The 21100-nt window shown below is 43.2% G+C and carries 15 protein-coding genes and 1 pseudogene; 11 read left to right on the top strand and 5 right to left on the bottom strand.

All coding sequences use genetic code 11. The annotated features are described in order from the left end of the window. Positions 1-39: 39 nt before the first annotated feature. The 4 genes from AB6C75_RS13145 (at position 40) to AB6C75_RS13160 (ending at position 2784) form a co-directional block, all read left to right on the top strand. On the top strand, positions 40-411 hold the full coding sequence (locus AB6C75_RS13145; RefSeq protein ID WP_372107973.1) for a DUF4440 domain-containing protein: 372 nt from the start codon (positions 40-42) through the stop codon (positions 409-411). Between the two features lie 305 nt (positions 412-716). After that, complete coding sequence (locus AB6C75_RS13150; protein ID WP_198597040.1) at positions 717-1823, top strand: TIR domain-containing protein; 1107 nt, start codon at positions 717-719, stop codon at positions 1821-1823. A 117-nt stretch (positions 1824-1940) separates the two neighbouring features. Then, positions 1941-2198 carry a hypothetical protein gene (locus AB6C75_RS13155; protein ID WP_102512153.1) on the top strand — a complete coding sequence of 86 codons (258 nt, stop codon included), beginning with the start codon at positions 1941-1943 and terminating at the stop codon, positions 2196-2198. A 340-nt stretch (positions 2199-2538) separates the two neighbouring features. After that, positions 2539-2784, top strand: a complete 246-nt coding sequence (locus tag AB6C75_RS13160; RefSeq protein WP_102249442.1) for a hypothetical protein — start codon at positions 2539-2541, stop codon at positions 2782-2784. Positions 2785-2911: 127 nt separating this feature from the next. Here the strand turns inward: AB6C75_RS13160 and AB6C75_RS13165 are convergent, their stop codons facing one another. Further along, positions 2912-3829, bottom strand: a complete 918-nt coding sequence (locus tag AB6C75_RS13165) for a LysR family transcriptional regulator (protein WP_372107954.1) — start codon at positions 3827-3829, stop codon at positions 2912-2914. Positions 3830-4023: 194 nt separating this feature from the next. Here AB6C75_RS13165 and AB6C75_RS13170 point away from each other — a divergent pair, with 194 nt between their 5' ends. From AB6C75_RS13170 to AB6C75_RS13180, 3 genes are all read left to right on the top strand, one after another. Next, positions 4024-5655 (top strand): alpha-glucosidase, encoded by a 1632-nt coding sequence (locus tag AB6C75_RS13170; protein ID WP_372107955.1) that lies wholly within the window; start codon positions 4024-4026, stop codon positions 5653-5655. Between the two features lie 367 nt (positions 5656-6022). Then, a complete protein-coding gene (gene malE, locus AB6C75_RS13175) occupies positions 6023-7201 on the top strand; it encodes a maltose/maltodextrin ABC transporter substrate-binding protein MalE (protein ID WP_009845865.1) in 1179 nt (392 codons plus the stop codon). Between the two features lie 50 nt (positions 7202-7251). After that, positions 7252-10107: an amylo-alpha-1,6-glucosidase gene (locus AB6C75_RS13180; protein WP_372107956.1), complete on the top strand. Its 2856-nt coding sequence runs from the start codon at positions 7252-7254 to the stop codon at positions 10105-10107. Positions 10108-10223: 116 nt separating this feature from the next. On the opposite strand, the gene AB6C75_RS13185 is transcribed toward AB6C75_RS13180, so the two are convergent. The 3 genes from AB6C75_RS13185 to AB6C75_RS13195 form a co-directional block, all read right to left on the bottom strand. Beyond that, the gene (locus tag AB6C75_RS13185) at positions 10224-11051 is read right to left on the bottom strand and encodes an alpha/beta hydrolase (protein WP_372107957.1); all 828 of its coding nucleotides are present in this window, start codon (positions 11049-11051) and stop codon (positions 10224-10226) included. 187 nt (positions 11052-11238) lie between these two features. Next, positions 11239-12120: a MalM family protein gene (locus AB6C75_RS13190; protein ID WP_122046148.1), complete on the bottom strand. Its 882-nt coding sequence runs from the start codon at positions 12118-12120 to the stop codon at positions 11239-11241. 78 nt (positions 12121-12198) lie between these two features. Further along, positions 12199-13533 (bottom strand): carbohydrate porin, encoded by a 1335-nt coding sequence (locus AB6C75_RS13195; RefSeq protein ID WP_372107958.1) that lies wholly within the window; start codon positions 13531-13533, stop codon positions 12199-12201. Between the two features lie 434 nt (positions 13534-13967). Between AB6C75_RS13195 and glgX the strand changes: the two genes are divergently transcribed. The 3 genes from glgX (at position 13968) to AB6C75_RS13210 (ending at position 18833) form a co-directional block, all read left to right on the top strand. After that, positions 13968-15941, top strand: coding sequence for a glycogen debranching protein GlgX (gene glgX, locus AB6C75_RS13200; RefSeq protein ID WP_372107959.1), 1974 nt, complete (start codon positions 13968-13970; stop codon positions 15939-15941). Between the two features lie 252 nt (positions 15942-16193). Further along, entirely contained in the window at positions 16194-17936 is a 1743-nt protein-coding gene (locus AB6C75_RS13205) for a diguanylate cyclase domain-containing protein (RefSeq protein WP_372107960.1), read from the top strand. A gap of 153 nt (positions 17937-18089) precedes the next feature. Then, positions 18090-18833, top strand: coding sequence for a tRNA (adenine(22)-N(1))-methyltransferase TrmK (locus tag AB6C75_RS13210; protein WP_372107961.1), 744 nt, complete (start codon positions 18090-18092; stop codon positions 18831-18833). 149 nt (positions 18834-18982) lie between these two features. Here the strand turns inward: AB6C75_RS13210 and AB6C75_RS13215 are convergent, their stop codons facing one another. Then, positions 18983-19909, bottom strand: coding sequence for an acyltransferase (locus AB6C75_RS13215; protein WP_372107962.1), 927 nt, complete (start codon positions 19907-19909; stop codon positions 18983-18985). Between the two features lie 341 nt (positions 19910-20250). Here AB6C75_RS13215 and AB6C75_RS13220 point away from each other — a divergent pair. Next, a pseudogene (locus tag AB6C75_RS13220) lies at positions 20251-21054 on the top strand (ferredoxin--NADP reductase). Positions 21055-21100 lie beyond the last annotated feature (46 nt).

Here is a 21100-nt window from a genome sequence, read left to right on the forward strand (position 1 = left end):
AGAAATACGCGAAACGGGGTAGTTCTATCTTTAAATTTAATTACGCAACAAAGCCAACAAGAAATAGAACTCCATCAATACCAAACTCGTCAGAACAAAGCTGATCTTGATCGTTTAATACACCCTAGTTTTACTGAAGTTGGTAAGTCAGGAGATAGCTACGACTTTACATCCATTATTCAAATGATGGATTTGGAAGAACCTTCAGATATCCGCGTTCATTCTCAAAAGTATGAATGTATTCAACTTGAGCCTTCTATACAGCTTTTAAAGTATGAGTCTGCTCTTGTAAGCGAATCTGGAGAAGTTAGTGACTATGCCAAACGCTGTTCAATTTGGACATTTACGGGCACTTGTTGGAAGCTCAGGTATCATCAAGGTACGCAATGTAAACCTTTCAAACTCAGTTAGTAGTGATTATCCGAAATCTAACTCTCTACTGAAGTTTGTCATTACGGGGGAGCTTAAAGTTTGTAACACGCCTCTGCCCCTTTCCTCTTTAAATGAGGCGAACCCAACCAATCTCGCGTCAAGGGCTTTCGATAGATTTTCTAATGCTAAATGTGAAGTGTGTGGAAAACACCTCAATTTGTCGTATTTTCTCGTCCGTGATTTTTCGGTGTATAATGATAATACATTAAAAACATATGCTTATACCAAGTATAAGTGTCTGGTGCATGCGGACCACATTTACACTTCAGAAAAGGAATTAATAGTTGTCGATACATAAAGAATTAATTTTAGAAGCAAATAAGCTCAAAGAATTTTCAGATTATGATTATTCCGAACTTAGCCGATTGCTAGATGAGGCAGGGAAAGTCGCACCCTCATGGTCAGGATCATGGTTAGGTTACCATTCATGTGTTTATTATAACAACTTGGAAACGCCTCCAGCTGGAGCCCATTTCAGCACGGAATGGGGGCTCTACAGTGGATATGATTCTTTGGGTATGGGGAGTACCGGTGATTGGGTCGAGTATGCTTTTAAAGATATTGTCGACTACATACAGGAGCAAGCTGGAAACCCAGATTTATCAGAGCCATCGAAAGATAGTATAAGAGCTAAAGAAACTATAGATGATGTCAAACACAACACTTTAGCTCTAATTCATTCTCGAGGATTAATGGAAAATGATACTTTTCTTCAGAAGCTCATTGAAGAGATGGAAGATATAAAGGTACCAAGCAAAGAAGACTTTTTGCAAACCAGTCTCCCTAGAGGAAAGCTATCTACTCGAGATCAAAAAGTTGAACATAAAATTCTCAACCCTCCTCATAGAGTTGTTCAATGTACAGTTTATGGTATAACTTCCGCTTTCTTGGCAGCAGGGAATTTATACAAAGTCATTCAAAGAATCTCAAAGTATTTACAAAACCAGGAAAGTAAGATGGCAATAGAAGAAAGAATTGGCACTAATGTTTTTATTGGCCACGGTAGGTCGCATGATTGGAGAGATTTGAAAGATTTTGTAAGTGAAAGGTTAAATCTGCCTTGGGATGAGTTCAATCGTGTGCCTGTTGCGGGACTTACAAATATTACGCGTTTGGCTCAAATGCTTGATCAAGCATGCATTGCATTTTTGGTCATGAGTGCTGAAGATGAGCAAGCAGATGGTAATCATCACGCTAGGATGAATGTTATTCATGAGGTAGGGCTGTTTCAAGGACGACTTGGTTTTGAAAGAGCTATCGTGTTGCTCGAAGAAGGTTGTGAAGAATTTAGCAATATTCAAGGTTTGGGTCAGATTAGGTACCCTAAAGGAAACATAAGCGCAGTGTTCGAAGACATTCGTCAAGTTTTAGAACGGGAAAGTATCATATAAAACATGCTTAACAAACAGCGAAGCTCGTCCACTTCGTGGGCTTGGACCTCCATTGCTAAGCAGTTGCGGCCCCTTGTGTGGCGCGTTAGTTTTATCTCACAGTAAAAGGAAAATAATATGATTAGTTACAATGAAGAAACTGTATTTAAGATTACTTTTGAAGCTAATAGAGCTGGAGTTTGGGCAGATATTTTTGAAACTGAAATGAACTTCAATTACCTTCCTCGTGTAGGTGATATTATCAATATCGACTCTTGCTATATGAAAGTGTTAGTTGTCGAGTATGATTATAAGTTTCAGTTTAATCCTACTTTACGGGTAGAAGAGCTTGGACACTTTGAAGAGTATTCTCAAAATATTCTCTCAAATTTATAAAACTAACAAATAGGAATAGGTGTCGCGCAGCCAACATTTTATTTGAGTGTTGAACAAGCCCATTTTCCAGACACGGCATGATCAGTAGCCCAAACTCAAGTTATCCGAAGTGTGCCCCTTTGAGTAAAGTCGCCAACTCACTTTTGTCCAAAAACGTGCCAGCACGACCTCAGTTACCTCATCCCCTTTCTGATGTAAACCGCTCCCGATTACATTCCACTGGTTTACTGTTTTGCCATTCGCTTTTTATGGTTAAAATGCCTTATGGTACAAACAATCGAATTATCGATACTTGCGGCCTTTGCCGCAGGTATCCCCCATTTAAACGAAAAGACTGACTATGAATTTTGATATCAATGCACTGAAACACCACCAACTGGTCGAAGATGGTCAATTAGAAGGGTGTTACCTTCATCAGCCAGCACAGGGCAGCCAGCAAGACGATGACGCTGTTTTAGTAGAGCGCCAAGCACTAGAAAAATTGGGGTATAAGGTGGTACAGGTTCAAGCTAAAGGTGGGGCAACAACCTTTGCTGAGGCTATGCAAAAGTTTGCGAAGAAAACAGGTCACCAGACCAAAGGGTAGGCAAATGGCTAGTGCGGCTTACAACGTTCAGAATCAATAGATTAGCCGCCCTGAGCACCAGTCGATGATGCTAATCGCCTTAACGCCACAGCGCATCCCTACTTTCTCCGCATTTCTGGCTTCTAGCTTAATCAAAGTTGGCTTTTTGTAAGATCTCAATGAACGTCTTGATCTTGAGGTCTTCCGCTCCCTGTTTCGCGTAGAGGCCAACGTTTCCTAGCTTAGAGTCATCAATCAGTAAGGTTTCGAAGCCTTTGTCTTTCATCCAGTCACACATTTTATGACTGTATGGCATGACAGCATTAGACATTCTCAACATATCTAAACTCGCAAAAAGAGAGTCAACGTCATAGACATCTCGCCCAACCACCTCGGTATCACGCCCACCAGGCTGTGAATTTACGTGGTCAGACAGTACAGAGTTATGTCGAGAATGATCGGGGGTCACTTGGAGTATTGGAAACGCTAATGTCTCACGCCTTAACAAACTCGGATCTAAGTGTTTCTTCGTTAGCAACGGATGGTTGGCTCGAACAAACACCGCTTCTTTGTCTTGAAAGAGTGGGTAAAACGTTACTTTGCATCGCTCATGCAGCCCATAGATTTCATGGCCAACAAACAAGTCGATATCGCCTTGAACCAAGTGGTGCATCAAAGACAAGTTGTTACCGAACTCTAAATGTAGCGAGCCCATTTTTTCTTGTTGCTTGTATTCCTCAACCGCCTTGCAAACAAATTGTTCCCACCAAGCTTCCCCGGTGCCGAGTTTCAATTTACCTGATTGGCGCTGCTGCATGTCGGTAAAGCGGTGCATCAAAGACAGATGCTTTTCTTGCTGTTCTTGTGCAAACTCCCGAAACAACACCCCGTACTCAGTAAGCTCAACGCCTTTTGACTTACGAGTAAAAATAGCCACACCAACATCACTCTCTAATTTCTTGATCGCAGCGGTCAAGGAGGGTTGGCTAATATTCAGCTTTTCTGCGGCACCTTTAATACTGCCAGTATGCGCAACCATCAGAAAGTATCGGTATAGCTTGTTCATAGGATTCTCTTAGTTTGCATTCGATCACAAAATGCGAGGTTAGAAATTCAACAAATTAAACCACTGAACACAGCGTGCAATGGATAGAGCTCATGATATAGGATTTTTCTATAGAGAGCATTAGTAATGCTATTTCCCAGTGTAAGATGAAATCACTATAGTAAGGTCAATTAACTTATTAAGTGGACATTGAGATGGAACAGAAATGGTGGCATGACGCAGTGGTCTACCAAATTTACCCGCGTAGCTTTTTAGACTCGAATAATGACGGTATCGGTGACCTAAATGGAATCATCAGCAAACTCGATTACCTTAAAGAACTGGGCATTAATGTCATTTGGCTCTCTCCTGTTTATCAATCTCCAATGGACGATAACGGCTACGACATCTCCGACTACCAAGCGATTGCTGAAGAGTTTGGCACGATGGAAGAGATGAAACGCCTGATGGATGAAGCGAAAGAACGTGACATTAAGATTGTTATGGATTTAGTGGTAAACCATACGTCCGATGAGCACCGTTGGTTCGAGCAAGCACGCTCTTCAAAAGACAATCCGTATCGAGACTATTACATTTGGCGCGATGCAAAACCGGATGGCAGCGCACCGGATGACCAAGGTTCTATCTTTGGCGGAAGTGCTTGGCAGTGGGATGAACTCACACAACAATATTACTTCCATCTATTCTCGAAACGTCAGCCCGATTTGAACTGGGAAAACCTGAAGGTTCAAGAAGAGGTTCATACTATGATGAACTGGTGGATTGACCTTGGCATCGGCGGCTTCCGCTTAGATGTGATTGATCTTATTGGTAAAGAGATCGATAAAGGAATCACTGGTAACGGACCAAGGCTGCACAAGCTATTACAACAAATGAATCAGGCGACCTTTGGTAACAAGGATTTGTTAACCGTAGGAGAAACTTGGGGCGCAACACCAGAAATAGCCAAGCTATACAGTGGACAAGATAGAAATGAACTTTCTATGGTATTCCAATTTGAGCACATTACCCTGACATGGGAAAACGGTGACAAATGGAACCCTATTCCGCTTGATCTTCGAGAGTTCAAAAATGTGCTGACCAAGTGGCAGCTAGAGCTGGCCGATGGTGGTTGGAATTCCCTTTTTTGGAACAACCACGATTTGCCACGTTTGGTTTCAAAATACGGTGATGACAAACATTTCCGAGTTGAGTCAGCAAAAATGCTGGCGACATGTTTGCACTTCTTAAAAGGCACACCTTACATTTATCAAGGTGAAGAGATTGGCATGACCAATGTCGCTTTTGACAATCTAAACCAATATAAAGATATTGAAACGCACAATTTCTATAAAGTAAAAACGGAATCAGGTGTTACTCATGAACACATGATGGACGCCATTCACGAGAACAGCCGTGACAACGCTAGAACACCCATGCATTGGAACAACCAACCAAATGCAGGCTTCTCTGACGGAACACCTTGGATTGAGCTGAATCCAAACTACCCAGAGATCAACGTCGAAAGTGCGTTGGCTGATCCAAGTTCCATATTTTATCACTACAAGACATTGATAGAGTTACGAAAAGCTCACCCAGCGATTGTCTACGGTTCATTCATTCCTGTTTTTGAAGAACACGACAAGGTTTTCGCCTACGTACGTGAGTTGGATGGTGAAAAGCTGTTTGTAGTTTGTAACTTCTCAAACGACAACCTGACACTGGATATGCCTGAACAATACCAAACTCAGACGCTTGATTGTCTGATCAATAACTATCAAACGGTCACTGAGTTGTCAGCCAAGCTTGAACTGGCACCGTATGAATCATTTGCTGTAAAACTGTAATCATACGTTAAATTCAACACACCAAAGGCAAGGTTCTCCTTGCCTTTTTTATTGCCCAAAGCCATCGATTCTCTCCAACATTTCACATCTTAACCTAAGCAACCTAGCGCTTAGTTTTGGATGGCTTTCATCACCCAAAAATAGTTTGAGCCCGCCTTCACATTTCTCTATACGCGCCACTTCACAAAACTATGGCGATCGCCTGTAAAACAGCACTGTATCGGCATTGCTATAGCTTTTTACTATATCAAAGGTGCGTTTACCTATTTCTCAAAGGCTAAATTAGTCGATATTATTTTCAGCAGATAATAAGAACTGATAGAAGTGATTATCGTTATGGATAACCTTCTGAATATGGAATGAAACTATGAAACCTCTATTGAAAACACTGTCTATTTGTACCCTTGCTGCTCTTTTCAATGCACCGGCTTTTGCTATGGAAGAAGGTGAAATCACAATCTGGATCAATGGCGATAAAAGTTATGCCGGTCTTGCTGAAATTGGTAAACAATTCGAAGAAGATACCGGTGTAAAAATTAACGTTCAGTACCCAGATTCACTGGAAGCTAAATTCCAACAACACGCAGCAACTGGCGGCGGCCCTGACATCATTTTCTGGGCACACGACCGTTTTGGTGGCTACGCAGAATCAGGCCTACTTCACGAACTTAATCCAAGTAAAGAATTCAAAGAAAAGCTTGTCGACTTCAGTTGGGATGCGGTGACAGTCAACGGTAAAGTTGTGGGCTACCCTCTAGCAATCGAAGCACCTTCTCTAATCTACAACAAAGACCTACTTCCAAACCCACCAAAAACATGGGAAGAGCTTGCCGACATTCAGAAAGAGATGGCTAAGCAAAACAAAAAAGCCATCATGTGGGATGTAAAAAATGCGTACTTCACGTGGCCGATGATCTCTGCTGGTGGTGCCTTTGCGTTTGAAAAAACAGCAACAGGCTATGACGCTAAAAGCACAGGTGTTAACAATGCAGCGGGTGTTCGCGGCCTTCAATTCTTAGTTGATATGGTAAACCAAGGGGTAGTTAACCCGAATATGGATTACTCCGTAGCAGAAGCAGAATTCACCAACGGCAATGTGGCAATGACCATTAATGGCCCTTGGTCTTGGGGTAACTTAGACAAGCTTGGTGTTAATTATGGCGTTGCTGAACTGCCGACATTAAATGGCGGTAAAGGTAACCCATTTGTTGGAATCCTAAGTGCGGGTATCAATGCTGCGAGTCCAAATACTGATCTTGCTGTCGAGTTCTTAGAAAACTACCTATTTCAAGACGACGCTCTGAAAACCATGAATGATGACAAGCCTCTTGGCGCGGTGACACTAAAATCATTCCAAAAAATTCTTGAGAGCGATGATCGCATCAAATCAACCATGACAAATGCTGAAAACGGTGAAATCATGCCAAACATCCCGCAAATGACCGCTTACTGGTTCGCGGAAGGTGCGGCTATCGATAACGCAATGCAGGGTAAGCAAACCGTTAGAGAAGCTCTAGACACAGCAGCGAAACAAATTACCAAATAACCTTTCTTCATATTAATAACCCTTTCCTCATATTAATATCCTATTGTCCTTTGGCACAGCGCATGCTGTGCCTTTTTTGTTTTGGAAATCAACTCGCTATGCAAATCCCTACTCTTTACCTAAAAGGTACGTTCAATGGTTGGGGGTTAGACACCCCATTGTTCAAAGAGCAAGACGGCTCCTATCGAGCAAACCTATGCTTATCTACCGACCTTTATCGCTTCAAAATTTCTGATTCAGATGGCACCAAGCAATGGACACTTTCAGGGCATGAAAGTGAAGCCACTCTCTGCGAATTGGAACAAGCAATGCCGCTTATCAATACACAAGGCATTGGCAATGATCTACTGCTCTCTCCTGCTGTCGCTGGTCAATACTCCTTGAAGGTGCAATTCAGCTCTTCGACGCCAACGGTCACCGTAACCAAAGGGGAATACAATGATTTATCAACACCTCAACGAGAGCCTGTAAACACACATCTGATAGAGGTAGCAGAGTCGCAACCTCACTGGCAACACCCTGAATTTGCAATGCCACATGACCAACTATTCCAAAAGCTCATCATCTCAGAGACACAGTCATTCCCGTTTGTGTTTGGGGATAATGTCGATGGTTACTATCATGGAGCAACCTATAGCTATGTAAACGGTGGTAAATATCGTCACCACCAAGGTTGGATACTGGGAACCTTCGCCAGCTATATCGACGGCAAGTTCAATAACAAGTTAGAGGCAGAGCGCGCCAGCCTGACGCCTTATGGTATTGAGCATCACTATGATCATAGCCGCGAGTCGTTGAGCCTGATTCAAGGCTCCAGACTTGTATCACTCACTGTGTCGTCAAACAAACCGAGTGCTTTAAGCCTAATTCCAGAACTCAACATACCGACCACTCACTCTAAAGTTCATACCTCAGACTCAAACATCGTCATAGAACTCAGCCCTCAAGTTTGCCCAGACGGCTGCCCAAGGTTTGTCGCCATCGCAAGCAATCATCCTGTACATGCACGAGAGATCTCGCTAGACGCTCACCCTGAACTTCGCGACCTAGTTCAGCTCTCAGAGAGCAATACAAAACTCATGCTCACGACGTCAGATAAACAAACTGAACTCGTCGTCTATCTCGGCTTTGCTGAAACTCTTGAAACCGCTAGCTCATTGGTTAATCAAGCGATCAAAAATAACGAACACGTTCTTCACCAACAGCGGATTTATGAGTTCTTAACCAATAATTATTTGTGGACCAACGACCTTGAATACAACCGAGCGGTCATGTGGTCGCGCCTTGCAAGCCGAACCTTTGTGAGTCATGAGTTCGGCACGGGCATATGGGCTGGATTGCCTTGGTTCAAGGACTGTTGGGGCCGTGACACCTTTATCGCTTTGTCGGGCACAAGCTTGGTTAATGGGCTGTTTAGTGAAGCAAAAGAGATCATTGAAAACTTTGCGTCCATGCAGATGCTCGACGAAAATTCCACAAATTACGGCCGAATCCCGAATCGAGTGACGAGTAAAACGAACATCATTTATAACACCACCGATGGTACTCCTTGGATGATTCGTGAAGCCCTTGAGTACATCAACTACTCTGGCGATGTGGCGTTCGCTAAGGCCATTTACCCTACTCTCAAGCGTTTCATCACGGGTGTCGAAAAACACTACTTGAATGAAGATAGCTTGAATGAAGATTATTTGAATAAAGATAGTCTGATGGCACATCGCCACCCTGATACGTGGATGGATGCAAAAATTGATGGGATGACACCTTGGTCTCCTCGCGGCCCTAAAGCCAATGACATCCAAGCTTTGTGGTTTGAAAGCTTAAACTGCGCTATTCAACTCGCTATTCTGGTGGGCGACTCTGAATCAGAAAAGAGCTGGGCAATCCAAGCTGGAAAAGTGAAAGAGAGTTTCGCCACCAAGTTTTGGGATGATACAAACCATCGCCTAGCCGACCATTTATCGCAAGGTGATGTGCCTGATTATAGCGTGCGTCCGAATCAGTTGATGACGATTTCAATTCCTCAGAAAAGTCCGCTGAATCAGAATGAAAGAGAGCAATACATCGTCAAGAACGCGGTAGAAACGCTATTGTTCCCATGGGGGATCTGCTCCTTACAACAAGAGCATGTCGATTTTCATCCTTATCACGACAATCAAGCCATGTACCACAAGGACGCGGCTTATCACAACGGGACGATCTGGGGGTGGAATGCGGGCTTTACTATTACGGCGCTCAACAAGTTTAAGCAGCAAGATCTCAGTTACCAGCTATCCAAAAACTTGGCAAAACAGATCCTTACACAAGGCTGTAGAGGGACAATGAGTGAAAATTTGGATGCTTTCCAAGAAAGTGACCGCGACCTTGTAGAATCAGGGACGTTTGCTCAAGCCTGGTCTGTTTCAGAATACGCTCGTAACGCGCAACAGGACTATTTGGGATATTGCCCACGCTTATTGGACAATCAGGTACACCTAACACCAAACTTCCCAAGTTGTTGGAGCGAATTAGTGGCTTCGTTGCCTTTTGGTCAAGGAAACCAGCTACGACTGTCATTTGAATCCAAAAATGGGATTTCTCATTACAAGATTCAGTCAAATCTAGAAGATACGGTAAGTCCCGAAATCACGTTAGTGCTTACGCTAGACATAAACCGTGAGTCTGTTGCCGTAATCTCGACACCATTAACACAATCGTTGAAGATCATGATCGACAGTCACCAACAACAGGTCACGGTCAACGACAAACAAGCGCAGTTTGAGATTCAACCAAAGCCAAATAACGCCATCTTACGCGATTTACAATTTGCCAAGCCCGACTTTGCAAGGCAACACAACAGCTTGATGAGCAAGGACTACCTGTTGAACAAGCGCAATAAGCAAAAATTGTCAGCAGCCAAGGACTAGCTTTGCTGATACTAAGCCTATCGCTTTATAGGCGTATAAAGTGATACGGCTATAAAGCGATAAAAAAGCAGGCCTAATACACCGGTTACGAAGACAAAACGGAGTTAGGCCTTCTTTTATTGTCTAAAAATAAAGTCGATAAAATCCGGGAATCGCAACGACCAAGCCAGTTCATTGTGTTGATGACCTTGCCCTTCTTGATAAAACAGCGTCACGTTCGGCTTTTGAGTGAGTAACGTGTTCATTGCCCTTGAACCACTCAGATAAACGTCAGCAAAATCTACGCTTGCCTCTTCACGAGCTTCATTCGTTCCCATATCCATATATATTTTCGTTGGAGACAGAAAGTTAAACTCTTTCATATACTCGAAGTATGAGGATTTATTGAACCAAAACGCCGGAGAGAAGACCCCAAGCACGCCAAAAGTATTCTGGTACAGTGAGCCACCATATAAGCTAATTAGCCCGCCCATTGAACTGCCAGCAAGGTACGTAAACTCTCGGTTCGGCTTTGTTCTGTATCTTTGGTCTATATAAGGCTTCAATGTATGACAGATAAACGCCATATACTCGTCCCCTTCACCACCAAATTTAAGTAGCTCATCACCAACTCCCAACTCTTTTATCTCTTGGTTAGCGCGCCAAGGCGAATACTCATTGTAACGCTCCATGCCATCAAGCTCATGACTGCTGTCGATGGCGACAACAATTAACCCGGATAACTTACCGAGCCTTTGCATCTCATCGAGTGTCGTTTGTGCGTCCCAACACATCCCATACGTCGCTGTAGACTTCTCAAAGACATTCTGTCCATCATGCATGTATAAGACAGGATAAGCGTGCTCTGCTTGGTGATACCCCGCAGGAAGGTAAATGCGGAGCGTTCGAGTTCGATTCAACTGTGGAATAAAGAACTCATCGATAATAATCAATTCAGATTGCATAACGACCTCTAAATTTGAAGTGTCTATAAATTCAGATATAAAAAACGCCCCTTTAAAGGAGCGTTCTATCTTTATTTCTATCTCTATCTCTATCTCTATCTCTATCTAAGCGACTAAGATGCTGGACTGCTAAGCCATTAAGCCTACTAATCTATTAAACTAACTAACAAGCGAACAAGCGAACAAGCTATTTTGCGTTGACGGCTCGCACAAAAGCTTCTTGTGCACCTTCAACATTAAGCGCCTTCGCTTCATCTAACAAACCTAAAGCTTTCGGTATATCACCTGACTTCACCGCATTTTGTATAGCAGACAAATAGAAGTCTTTTGTCTCTTGCTGCACACGTATCTGCGTGTCTGCTTTCTTCGGTACAACAGCTGTTGCAGTCGCTGCCATAGCGGCAGGGGCAGCAACGACTGGCGCTACGGCAGGTTTAGCACGGTAAGGGCGAAGTTTTAAAGTTTTAATTTCTAACTCTAAACGACCACCTAATTGATTGGTGTATACCGGATCGGTGACCATAGGCATCACCTCACCAAATTCTTTTGCTCGCACCTTTGCTGGGTGATCAACTTTCACCTTATTGCCAAGCTCATCAGCAGGCGTGTAGATAATAATATAAGGTGTCTTGCTCGCATCAATACGCAAGCGTTCAATGTAACTCGTGCGAGTAAAAGCGTCGGATGCCTGAACCTTAAAGTCTTCAAACTTCAATGTTTGCACTGGCTTAAAGTTTTCATCTAGAAGCATGGCTTCTGGAGCAAAAACTGAATCATCGATCATCAAGCTCGATAGCTTAACGACCATCTCCCCTGAGCGCTCGCTGAACTTGAACGCTGCAAAGTGGCTATTACCTGTTGTAAATGTACCGACAGGTGACCCCAAGTCGATATCAAACTTTAAATCTTCATTATCATTCAATTGTGCGTATGGGTACTGCGAAAAATCGCTGCAGCATACTTCTGCATTAGTGGGTGCATCGAGTTTAGTTTGAACCTGAGCATCGGAAGCACAACCGCTTAGCAAGGCACCTAGTACCACGGCTAACATAGAGCTTTTATTTGTCATTGTAATCTCTCTCACTATTGGTTGTTGTTGGGGGAAACGGAAAAAGGCAGCCAATGGCTGCCTTATACTTTAAACGGTTTAGAACCAAATTTCAGTGTGTACACCGAATACAAATTCGTCTTTACCGTTATCGATACCAATTTGTTTAGCACTTGCTTCATCATCAGCTTTAATGTAGCTAATGTAAGGCTTAACTTGTGGACGACCGAAGTAGTCAGAGTTCGCTGTAAATGCAGTTGCAATTTCTAGGTTAAGAATATCGCTCTCTACAGCATCGCCAGTACGACCACCAAAGTAACCTTCATCACCCTCTTCGTGACCGTAAGAAGCCGTTGCTTCTAAACGAACGTTGTCGTTCAGCTTGTAAGAAGGACGAGCAGCAACCATGTAACGAGTCAAACCGTCAGCACCAAACAATTGGTCAAGAGCTGTAAAGTACACCACTTCCGTACCTAGCTGCCATTTCTCAGAGATATTAAGCACACCATAAGACGTTAAGAATAATGATTCTGCATTATCGTCACCGCCTGACCAGTTACCAAAGTTAACACCACGGTTTTGCATTACACCTTTACCGTAAGCAATGGCGTTTTGTGTCCAGCCATCTAGGCCGTAGTAGCTAGTGTTCAATGTTACAGCAGCACCAAAGCCATCATCGTTATCTCCATCAAGTGCTTGTTGACCATATTTAAAGTCAAAGTCTAGACTACCAATACCCGTATCAACGCCGTAATAGTATAGGTCAACAGAAGATAATGTGGTACGAGGTTCAGTCTTATGCTTGTCACCAAAAGAATCCGTCGGATCCGCCATTACATAGGCGATACCCGCGGTTTTGCCGTCAAGCTTAGTTTGGATACCAGCACCAATACCTGAAGATTGTTTCCAGAACTCACCAGAAAGAATCCCCGCAGCACGGTTTAGGAAGCGTTGACCACCCCAGATAGAAGTATCTTCACCTAAAATGCCACCTAGTTCAACAAAAGCTTCTTTTACCGCAAAACCATCTTCATCGCGTACAGCCTCATCACCATCAGACGAGTAAGCATAAGAGTTGCCGTTACCAAATTCAGTACGAACTACATAATCTGCCCACACACCATTTTCATATTCACTGTGTTTTTTGATTGAGAATTCTACTTGGTTAGTACTCTTACCGTGAGTGCCTGCTGTTTTGTAGTCTGGACGACCAAACTCAGTGTCTACTGTTTTACCATCTACTACACGAACGTTGGAAGACATATAACCATGCACTTCCCAACCGTCAGCGATAACATCAGTAGGGTTTTTCACCTCTACTTCCATTGCAGAGTCACCGCTTGTTACATCCAGTGCAACTTCATTCTCAGCAAATGCAGAACCAGCCATAAGTGCAGTAGTCACCGCTGCAGCAATCAAACTTACTTTTTTCATTCTTAACTCCATTAAGGACGATTTATTTTAGGTTTTTATATTTTTGCTCTCTTGCGACAACCAAAGGCAGTAATGGCGGACGTAAGATAGAGAGGTTTAGGGTTTCCCCTGATTCGTTTCAACGGAGCCAATATTAAGAGGGGATGACAAGTTTGACTTCCTCCGCCCTGAACTAAATTAAGGGGGATGAGAAGGGAGTAGGAATTATACAGAACGGTGTTTACAGGAGTTAGATCACTTAATTCAGGAGGAGTAGACAGCACACAGATCTAATTATTCATATTAAATGAGATCTAGTTCAAATATATAATTTGAACTTCATCGATTAATTATTTTTTTAACAATAATTATTGTGTGAAGTTGCTTGACCTTACTGTGACAAAGCTTTTTACTTATAGTTCACTGATGTCGATAAACGAACAAGAAATCAAGCAATGACTAGAACGCTCGCTCGCCCTTATCCACTAGGCGCAACGCTAGGTAACACTGGCTGCAACTTCTCAATTTATTCTCCTGACTGTAAATCCCTTTCCCTCGCTCTCTTTGACGAGAACGATGAGTTCACCACTTATAAATTGGAAAATGAATACGCTGATATTCGATATGTGTTTATCGACGGAATAAAAGTAGGACAAAAATACGGCTTCATTGCTGAAACTGAAAATGGGCCAATTCTGCTTTCAGACCCTTACGCTAAAGCAATCAGCGAACCGCTCGATTACGTCACACCGTATACCAATGAAAAAAGCTTTTCGATGGCGAAATGTGTCGTTATTGATGACACTTTCGACTGGCAAGATGTAGACAAGCCGCGTATTAGCCGAGAAGAGACCGTTCTTTTCGAAACCCATGTAAAAGGCCTATCTAAGCTTCACCCTGAAGTCGCGACCCATACTAAAGGCCGTTACTTAGGGCTAGTTAGCCCTGAAATGCTCGCGTTCTACAAACAGCAAAATATCAACTCTCTACAACTTTTACCTATTGCTGCGTGCATGCATGAACCCCACCTATTGGATATGGGGAAAGTGAATTACTGGGGTTACAATCCATATTTGTTTATGGTGCCAGACCCTCGCTACGCAGAGAAAGACGCCGTTAGTGAACTCAAAACCGCGATTCGAGAACTGCACCGCAACGGTATCGAAGTCATTCTCGATGTCGTCTACAACCACACAGCAGAAGGCGGTGAAGGCGGCACAACCTTCAACCTAAAAGCACTCGATAGTCGCTACTACATTAAGCATGGCTGTCATTACGCGAACTTCACCGGTTGTGGTAATACGGTCGACCTCACCCACCAACCAGCACTTAACTTAGTAATGGATACACTGCGCTATTGGGTTAGTGAGTTCCAAGTCGACGGCTTCCGTTTTGATTTGGCAGCAACACTGGGCCGCGAAGGCGATAACTACAATCCTGAGGCTGCTTTCTTCAAAGCCGTTGCCCAAGATCCGGTATTGAAAGAAACCAAGTTAATAGCAGAACCATGGGACATCGGGCCAAATGGCTACCAAGTTGGCAATTTTCCGTTGGGGTGGAATGAGTGTAACGACAAACTGCGAGATATCACTCGTAGCTTCTGGCGTGGCGACCAAGGCTACTTGAAAGAGTTTGCGACTCGCTTAATGGGCTCTCGTGACATCTACAGTGCCGCACACTGGCCGTACAAATTAACCGTCAACTACATCACTTATCATGATGGTTTCACCATGCAAGATCTTGTTTCTTATAAACATAAGCACAATGAAGAAAATGGTGAGAGCAACCGCGATGGACACGGTGATAATCGCTCTGAAAACTATGGTGTTGAAGGCAACACAGAAAACCTTTTGGTTATCGCAACACGTGAAAAGCAAAAACGTAACTTCATGGCAAGCCTGTTATTTGCATTCGGTATTCCGCATATTTTGACGGCCGATGTGTTATCTCATACTCAAAAGGGTAACAACAACGCGTACTGCCAAGACGGCGTCACCAGCTGGCTCAACTGGGAAGATTCCGAGCGTAAGACTTACTTCAAGGCTTGGTTATCTGAGATGATCTCCGCACGTCAGCAATACATGGTGCCGTTTATCAAAGCGTTCAGTGGCGATAAACGTAACTCTAACCGTATATTCTGGAGCCGTGTTGATGGCACAATCATGGAACATGATGATTGGAACCGTTTAAGCTCCGTAGCCTTGCATTTAGGCATCGGCAAAGATGGCGACGAGTTGATTTATCTGATCAACCAAACCAACGCTCCTGCTCGATTTTCTTTACCGAGTGACCGTCAGCAAGACTGGGTAACCATCTGTGATACCAACTTGCGAAACGTGAAACCGGGTCATGCCGAAGGTGAAATGCTGTTATCTCCCGTTTCAATGGCAATTTTGCACTATTCGCCAAACAAGACAGATTCGGTTTAGGTTAAAAGCCAAACCAGCTTAATAGAACGCGCGAAGCCATAGAAGCCAGTTATGTTTATGACTGGCTTTTTTATTAGCTGAACGTCACAAACTCAATTTTTTATATGGAACATTTTGCATTGATGTGATTACGAAAACTGTTTAGTATGGCCGTACTATAAAAATGAATCTATAACGTCTTTGGATATCATGGCTTTACCTAAAACATTAATTCGGCTTTTTAAACCATACATTATTTTATTAACTGGAGGGATGCTCTATCTTGCTGCAGCTCAACTTGAAAAAGTAGAAACGACAGCAAAAGAACAATCACTATCAAATATTCGTATCGCAAGTTCCATCATCAATTCCAACATCGAAGCCACATTCGGCAAACTCTATTTTTTGGAAACCAGTTTAAGCTTATCTACATCAGGCCCCGTCGGTGAACAAAAATTCAGGGACATCAGTGACAATATTCTTAAGAGAACACCTAACTTCTCCGATATTGTTCAATACCAGCCTCAATCCCAACAATATATTTCAACTCGTGGCCTGCCTCTTTCTAATGAGCAGATCAATGCCATCCAGTGGAATCCAATTGATAGTGTTGTAGAAGGTTTTTACATCTCTTCTATCTATCAAAAACCCGATGGTCGTTGGGTTTTCGCGATCAAACACACGACGGAAAAGTTGAACAAAGAAATATGGATTGAGTTTGACCTTTTGCATACCACACAAGGCCTGAGAGACTTAAAGACATTAGACCGTGGCTATGTATTTGTGGTTGATAGAGCAACCGAACGACTGGTTTTCCATCCTGATCCGAAACGCATTGGCTCCAAATCCATCAGCTATCATGCAGGCATCAGCCACCAACTCTCTCAAGGTGAGACCGTCGGCCAACACGAATACTACTATCAAGATAATTTCAAAATAACGGTATTTGATGCTGACAACAGCTTAAACTGGGTATTCGTCTCGGGCACTGATCGTCACGACATACTCACCAGCTCACACCAATTTACGCTAACTGGCGTGGTACTCGGGTCACTGCTTCTATTATGGATTGGCGCACACTACCTAGCTCACCGCTTGAACATGTCGTTATCTCAACTGAATAAAGTTGATGATCTCGCCAGCTTTAAACGAGAGTTAAAAGCCATATTCAATAGCTTTACCTATCAAAAAGGCATTCAATTCTGCCTTTATCAAGCAGAGAGCCATTCATTCAGTACCATCGATTATCATGGAAACAAATCAAGGGTACATTCTGACAAAGCCCTTGCTGAGCGATTTTCTCCCGAAAGCATGGCTTATCGAAGCAGCAAATACGCGGATCCATTGGCACGTAAACTCAAAATACTCCAACGCCACTACTGTATCCCTTTGCACTCTCGTAACCAGCTAATCGCGGTGATTTACGTCAATGCGCCCTTGCCGATCAGCCAAAGTATTTTACGTATGATCAAAGATTACACCGAAGTCTCGTTGTCTAACTTACTGCTCCACCATCAATTGAGCAGTAAAGATCTCATGACTCAGTTAGACAACAAAAGTAGTTTTAACATCGCGATCGACAACTACGCATGCGAACCCGATACCTATGTAGCTCTGCTCGATATCGATAACTTTGACCACGTAAATCGAGCTTACGGTGAAGCGATTGGCGACAAGATGATAAAGCTTGCCGCAGAAGCGATGCGTTCTTACTTCCCTAAGCCAAAAGGGCTTTGCCTTGCTCGAGTTGGGGACAAGGAGTTCGCCGTTTTATTCAAAGCGAATGATGCGAAGGATGCCAAGCACCAATTGGAACAATGTCGAGTCAGCATCGCCGAGAAAACCATTGTCACTCCGGATATCACATTGTCACTCAGTATCAGCGTCGGGTTTTCGCAAATAGACGGCGAAACAGACTCTGCTTTAGCCCTTGCGGAACAAGCAAAGCTTATCGCACTACAACTTGGAAAGAATCGAGTAGAAGGTCACATTAGAGGCGTAGCCAAAGCGTCGTAGACATTAGCTAACACGCTCGTATCACACCGATTGGTACGATACCGATAACGAAAAAGCACCTAGGATTAATCCCCTAGGTGCTTTTGTTTTTATGGAAAGTCATTACAATGCGCGTTCGATACAACAATACCCTTTTTTAACGATACGAGCCTTATGAAGCTAAGTAACCGACTGCAAACTCTCCACTCCCTTGTCAGTAATGACTACCAACATATTTGGGACTGTTGTTGTGATCACGGCTTCTTGGGTGTTCAACTATTATCTGACCACAAAGCACCGCAGATTCATTTTGTCGATATCGTCCCTTCTCTGATGAATGAACTAGAAGGCAAACTAACTCGTTACTTTCCCCAAGGTGAAACCGCAAAGCAAAAGGTTACTAGCCAATGGCAAGTCTACTGCTTGGATGTCGCAGCGATTCCATTGGAAAAGCACACTGGCAGACATCTGGTCATTATTGCGGGTGTGGGAGGCGATCTAACACAAAAGCTCGTCGACGATATTCATTGTAAGCATCCAGACAAAGCGATCGATTTTTTGCTTTGCCCGGTTCATCAGCAATTCGAGCTAAGAAATCATTTAAAGGCGCTCAATTTCGGCCTAATTGATGAAGTGTTAATTGAAGAGAACCGTCGTTACTACGAGATTTTATTGGTCAGCAATAACCAAGGTGAAAGCGACAAAAATCTAGATGAAAACGGCAATAACCGAACGGTAACGGAGATATCAAACGTCGGCGACAAGATCTGGACTCCGAACTGTGAACAACAGAAGCAAGTATCACAGCAATACAAAGCCAAAACATTGCAGCACTACTTGCGCATCCATCAAGGACAAGAGAAGCAAGGCAAAATCAGTGAGGTTAAGCACATCATTGAGGCTTACCAAGCGATTTAACTTCCTCACTCTTTGACCATCCTTGTTTTAGCGCTTTAAAACATAGTGAGCACTGACTGCACTGTTTGAGTAGACAAAGTCCAATCAATAAAAAAGCCGACAGTTCAATGAACTATCGGCTTTTTTGATGCTATCGATTTGGTATGATCTTACTGTTCTTGTTTCTTATAAGCGACATCAGGTTCATCAACCGTATCAAGAGCATAAACCGTATCAAGATAGTCGTCTTTCTCTTTCCACGTACTATTCAACCAACTGTGGAAACGACGTTTAAACGCTTTATCTTCAAAATAATTACCGTTCACGTTCTCATCCATTGGGTGCAGTTTAATACGCACCACCACCTTGGTCATTTTACCCTTCAGCATGTCTTCAAATGGAGAAGCCTGATTTTCTGGGTAAGCTAAAGTAACATCCACAATACCATCCAAGATTGGGCCCATTGCCGATAGAGCGAACGCCACACCACCTGTTTTCGGTTTAAGTAGATGTCGATAAGGTGTTTTCGCTGTCGCCAGTTTCTCGTGGTTTGCACGAGTCCCTTCCACAAAATTTACCAAGGTTGTCGGTGCCCATTTGAACTTAGTGCATGCCTTATTAATTGCATCGAAATCATCATTGCGACGCTCAGGGTTACGAATCAAAAACTCACGTGAGTGACGTCTCATGAAAGGCATATCCAAGCCCCAACAAGCCAAACCAACAAAAGGAACGTACAGCAATTCATGCTTAAGGAAGAACTTAGTCATTGGCATCTTGTCTTTCAAGATCGAAGACAAGATCACGATATCCGCCCAACTGAGGTGATTCGACATCATCAAGTACCATTGCTTAGTCGAGATGTCTTCCCCGCCCTCAACTTGCCACTCGATATCGTTATTCACATTCAACATCCAAAGATTGAGCGAAGCCCAACACCAAAATGTGAAATTCGCTAAGCGAGTACATGACTTTTGAACAATAGAGATTGGAAGAATCAGTTTGATGAGGCCAAAAAAGCTCACGGTAAACGCAGTCATTGCGGTATTGATGGTCACGAACAACACGTTCAAGGCCATACGAAGATTATCAAGCATAAAACACGGCTATATTGAGATCGAAAGCCGCCATTATACTCATCTATAAAATATTCTCTTTAGTTATTGGTGAATACATTAAGGGTCAAACCACGGAACTAATTTTGGTCTGTGCCCATAAATCAATCTCTCCCCTTAATCTGAAAGTGCCACATCAAAAAACAATAAAGAGGTCATTTAGACTAACCAAGGCAGAGTCCATTTGACATCATTTAGAATCGCCCTCACCAAAACGATTAGTATTGATAAGCATTCTCATTAATGGCATGGTACATGCAACTCCAAAGTGTAAATAGTTGAGTATCCTTAATGAGATAACTTCTCTAAGTAAAGGTGATGATATGACAGATATTCCTCATGGTTTGGTAACTGGCAAAGTCTTACATAAAACACAATGGACAGATCAACTGTTCTCGCTGCAAGTCAGTGCTCCCGTCTCTCCCTATCAGGCAGGTCAGTTCACGAAACTTGGCTTGCTTAACAACGAGGAGGAGCTTGTCAGACGTGCTTATTCGATGGTGAATGCGCCAGAGCACGAACAAGGTCATCAACATCTGGAATTTTTGATTATTAAGGATCAGAACGGGCAGCTTTCACCTCAACTTCATGAGTTGAAGGTAGGCGATGACATATTTGTAGGCAAAGACCCAAGCGGCTTTATGACGCTAAATGAGATTCCATAGATCGCCGACGATCTATGGATGCTTTCAACCGGAACCGCCGTTGGGCCTTTTATCTCAATGCTCGAAAGCATGCAGATACAACAGCAAAACGGCTCTGAATCTGAAAAAATCACCTCGTTCAAAAACCTTGTACTGGTTCATGCCGTAAGAACAGAGCAAGACCTCACGTATCAAGATCGAATCAATCAACTCGTTGAACACTTTCAGGGGAAACTACAATATGTGCCAATTATTTCTAGAGAATCAGTCACCGGAACTTTGCGCGGACGAATCCCAAGCTTGTTACTTGGAGGCGACCTTGAGCAAACCACGTCTGTCACTTTCAATCAAACCCGCAGTTTTTTCTACCTTTGTGGCAATCCGCAAATGGTTCGCGACACAAGTGAAGCACTAACCAACTTAGGTTTCGAGAAGCACTTACGCCGAAAGCCCGGCCAATTCAGCAGTGAAAACTACTGGTAATCACGGTCACCAATTCAATCAAAGCTAAAGCTTGTATTCAAAATAC

It is taken from the genome of Vibrio sp. 10N.237.312.B06 (assembly GCF_041464685.1).
Taxonomy (GTDB): domain Bacteria; phylum Pseudomonadota; class Gammaproteobacteria; order Enterobacterales; family Vibrionaceae; genus Vibrio; species Vibrio tasmaniensis_A.

Excerpts from the sequence above, each read along its gene's own strand:
- AB6C75_RS13155 (WP_102512153.1), top strand. The coding sequence starts at position 1,941 with ATGATTAGTTACAATGAAGAAACTGTATTTAAGATTACTTTTGAAGCT.
- AB6C75_RS13160 (WP_102249442.1), top strand. The coding sequence starts at position 2,539 with ATGAATTTTGATATCAATGCACTGAAACACCACCAACTGGTCGAAGAT.
- AB6C75_RS13165 (WP_372107954.1), bottom strand. The coding sequence starts at position 3,829 with ATGAACAAGCTATACCGATACTTTCTGATGGTTGCGCATACTGGCAGT.
- AB6C75_RS13170 (WP_372107955.1), top strand. The coding sequence starts at position 4,024 with ATGGAACAGAAATGGTGGCATGACGCAGTGGTCTACCAAATTTACCCG.
- malE (WP_009845865.1), top strand. The coding sequence starts at position 6,023 with ATGAAACCTCTATTGAAAACACTGTCTATTTGTACCCTTGCTGCTCTT.
- AB6C75_RS13185 (WP_372107957.1), bottom strand. The coding sequence starts at position 11,051 with ATGCAATCTGAATTGATTATTATCGATGAGTTCTTTATTCCACAGTTG.
- AB6C75_RS13190 (WP_122046148.1), bottom strand. The coding sequence starts at position 12,120 with ATGACAAATAAAAGCTCTATGTTAGCCGTGGTACTAGGTGCCTTGCTA.
- AB6C75_RS13195 (WP_372107958.1), bottom strand. The coding sequence starts at position 13,533 with ATGAAAAAAGTAAGTTTGATTGCTGCAGCGGTGACTACTGCACTTATG.
- glgX (WP_372107959.1), top strand. The coding sequence starts at position 13,968 with ATGACTAGAACGCTCGCTCGCCCTTATCCACTAGGCGCAACGCTAGGT.
- AB6C75_RS13205 (WP_372107960.1), top strand. The coding sequence starts at position 16,194 with ATGCTCTATCTTGCTGCAGCTCAACTTGAAAAAGTAGAAACGACAGCA.
- AB6C75_RS13210 (WP_372107961.1), top strand. The coding sequence starts at position 18,090 with ATGAAGCTAAGTAACCGACTGCAAACTCTCCACTCCCTTGTCAGTAAT.
- AB6C75_RS13215 (WP_372107962.1), bottom strand. The coding sequence starts at position 19,909 with ATGCTTGATAATCTTCGTATGGCCTTGAACGTGTTGTTCGTGACCATC.